Source organism: Streptomyces aureocirculatus (assembly GCF_000720475.1).
In the GTDB taxonomy this organism is placed as follows: Bacteria; Actinomycetota; Actinomycetes; order Streptomycetales; family Streptomycetaceae; genus Streptomyces; species Streptomyces aureocirculatus.
The window spans coordinates 1-3204 of record NZ_JOAP01000119.1 but is presented as its reverse complement, the minus strand read 5'-3'; the positions used below and the strand labels follow the sequence as shown (position 1 = coordinate 3204).

General features: G+C 56.9%; 1 rRNA gene. It reads right to left on the bottom strand.

Going from position 1 to position 3204, the window contains the following annotated elements:
* Positions 1-23 precede the first annotated feature (23 nt).
* Positions 24-3147 (bottom strand): 23S ribosomal RNA (locus tag IG78_RS0140870).
* Positions 3148-3204 lie beyond the last annotated feature (57 nt).

The following is a 3204-nucleotide window of genomic DNA, read 5'->3' as shown; positions in this document are numbered from 1 at the left end:
CAACACAGTGGACGCGAGCAACTGAGGACAAGCCCTCGGCCTATTAGTACCAGTCAACTCCAGCGGTTGCCCGCCTTCCATATCTGGCCTATCAACCCAGTCGTCTACTGGGAGCCTTAACCCCTCAAAGGGGGTGGGAGTCCTCATCTCGAAGCAGGCTTCCCGCTTAGATGCTTTCAGCGGTTATCCTTTCCGAACGTAGCCAACCAGCCATGCCCTTGGCAGGACAACTGGCACACCAGAGGTTCGTCCGTCCCGGTCCTCTCGTACTAGGGACAGCCCTTCTCAAGACTCCTACGCGCACAGCGGATAGGGACCGAACTGTCTCACGACGTTCTAAACCCAGCTCGCGTACCGCTTTAATGGGCGAACAGCCCAACCCTTGGGACCGACTCCAGCCCCAGGATGCGACGAGCCGACATCGAGGTGCCAAACCATCCCGTCGATATGGACTCTTGGGGAAGATCAGCCTGTTATCCCCGGGGTACCTTTTATCCGTTGAGCGACGGCGCTTCCACAAGCCACCGCCGGATCACTAGTCCCGACTTTCGTCCCTGCTCGACCCGTCAGTCTCACAGTCAAGCTCCCTTGTGCACTTACACTCAACACCTGATTACCAACCAGGCTGAGGGAACCTTTGGGCGCCTCCGTTACTCTTTAGGAGGCAACCGCCCCAGTTAAACTACCCATCAGACACTGTCCCTGATCCGGATCACGGACCCAGGTTAGACATCCAGCACGACCAGAGTGGTATTTCAACGGCGACTCCACACACACTGGCGTGCATGCTTCACAGTCTCCCACCTATCCTACACAAGCCGAACCGAACACCAATATCAAACTGTAGTAAAGGTCCCGGGGTCTTTCCGTCCTGCTGCGCGAAACGAGCATCTTTACTCGTAGTGCAATTTCACCGGGCCTATGGTTGAGACAGTCGAGAAGTCGTTACGCCATTCGTGCAGGTCGGAACTTACCCGACAAGGAATTTCGCTACCTTAGGATGGTTATAGTTACCACCGCCGTTTACTGGCGCTTAAGTTCTCAGCTTCGCACGCCCGAAAGCGCACTAACCGGTCCCCTTAACGTTCCAGCACCGGGCAGGCGTCAGTCCGTATACATCGCCTTACGGCTTCGCACGGACCTGTGTTTTTAGTAAACAGTCGCTTCTCGCTGGTCTCTGCGGCCACCCCCAGCTCTGGCAGCAAGTGCCGTCACCGGACGTGGCCCCCCTTCTCCCGAAGTTACGGGGGCATTTTGCCGAGTTCCTTAACCATAGTTCACCCGAACGCCTCGGTATTCTCTACCTGACCACCTGAGTCGGTTTAGGGTACGGGCCGCCATGAAACTCGCTAGAGGCTTTTCTCGACAGCATAGGATCATCCACTTCACCACAATCGGCTCGGCATCAGGTCTCACCCTTGATGAGCGACGGATTTACCTATCACTCGGGCTACACCCTTACCCCGGGACAACCACCGCCCGGGCTGGACTACCTTCCTGCGTCACCCCATCACTCACCTACTACCAACTTGGGCCGGCGGCTCCACCACTTTCCATTCCCCGAAGGGTCCGGAACGGCTTCACGGCCTTAGCATCACTGGATTCAATGTTTGACGCTTCACAGCGGGTACCGGAATATCAACCGGTTATCCATCGACTACGCCTGTCGGCCTCGCCTTAGGTCCCGACTTACCCTGGGCAGATCAGCTTGACCCAGGAACCCTTAGTCAATCGGCGCACACGTTTCTCACGTATGTATCGCTACTCATGCCTGCATTCTCACTCGTGAACCGTCCACCACTGCCTTCCGGCGCAGCTTCACCCGGCACACGACGCTCCCCTACCCATCCCAGCGGGCGTTGGCCCTCATGCTGGAATGACACGACTTCGGCGGTACGCTTGAGCCCCGCTACATTGTCGGCGCGGAATCACTAGACCAGTGAGCTATTACGCACTCTTTCAAGGGTGGCTGCTTCTAAGCCAACCTCCTGGTTGTCTGTGCGACTCCACATCCTTTCCCACTTAGCGTACGCTTAGGGGCCTTAGTCGATGCTCTGGGCTGTTTCCCTCTCGACCATGGAGCTTATCCCCCACAGTCTCACTGCCGCGCTCTCACTTACCGGCATTCGGAGTTTGGCTAAGGTCAGTAACCCGGTAGGGCCCATCGCCTATCCAGTGCTCTACCTCCGGCAAGAAACACACGACGCTGCACCTAAATGCATTTCGGGGAGAACCAGCTATCACGGAGTTTGATTGGCCTTTCACCCCTAACCACAGGTCATCCCCCAGGTTTTCAACCCTGGTGGGTTCGGCCCTCCACGACCTCTTACAGCCGCTTCAGCCTGCCCATGGCTAGATCACTCCGCTTCGGGTCTTGAGCGCGCTACTATAACGCCCTATTCGGACTCGCTTTCGCTACGGCTTCCCCACACGGGTTAACCTCGCAACACACCGCAAACTCGCAGGCTCATTCTTCAAAAGGCACGCAGTCACGACGTTACATGCAAGCATGCAACGCGACGCTCCCACGGCTTGTAGGCACACGGTTTCAGGTACTATTTCACTCCGCTCCCGCGGTACTTTTCACCATTCCCTCACGGTACTATCCGCTATCGGTCACCAGGGAATATTTAGGCTTAACGGGTGGTCCCGCCAGATTCACACGGGATTTCTCGGGCCCCGTGCTACTTGGGTGTTTCTCAAACGAGCCGTTGACGTTTCGACTACGGGGGTCTTACCCTCTACGCCGGACCTTTCGCATGTCCTTCGCCTACATCAACGGTTTCTGACTCGTCGACCAGCCGGCAGACTGATCAAGAGAAATCCCACAACCCCGTATACGCAACCCCTGCCGGGTATCACACGCATACGGTTTGGCCTCATCCAGTTTCGCTCGCCACTACTCCCGGAATCACGGTTGTTTTCTCTTCCTGCGGGTACTGAGATGTTTCACTTCCCCGCGTTCCCTCCACATACCCTATGAGTTCAGGTACGGGTGACAGCCCATGACGACTGCCGGGTTTCCCCATTCGGAAACCCCCGGATCAAAGTCTGGTTGACGACTCCCCGGGGACTATCGTGGCCTCCCACGTCCTTCATCGGTTCCTGGTGCCAAGGCATCCACCGTGCGCCCTTAAAAACTTGGCCACAGATGCTCGCGTCCACTGTGCAGTTCTCAAACAACGACCAACCACCCATCACCCC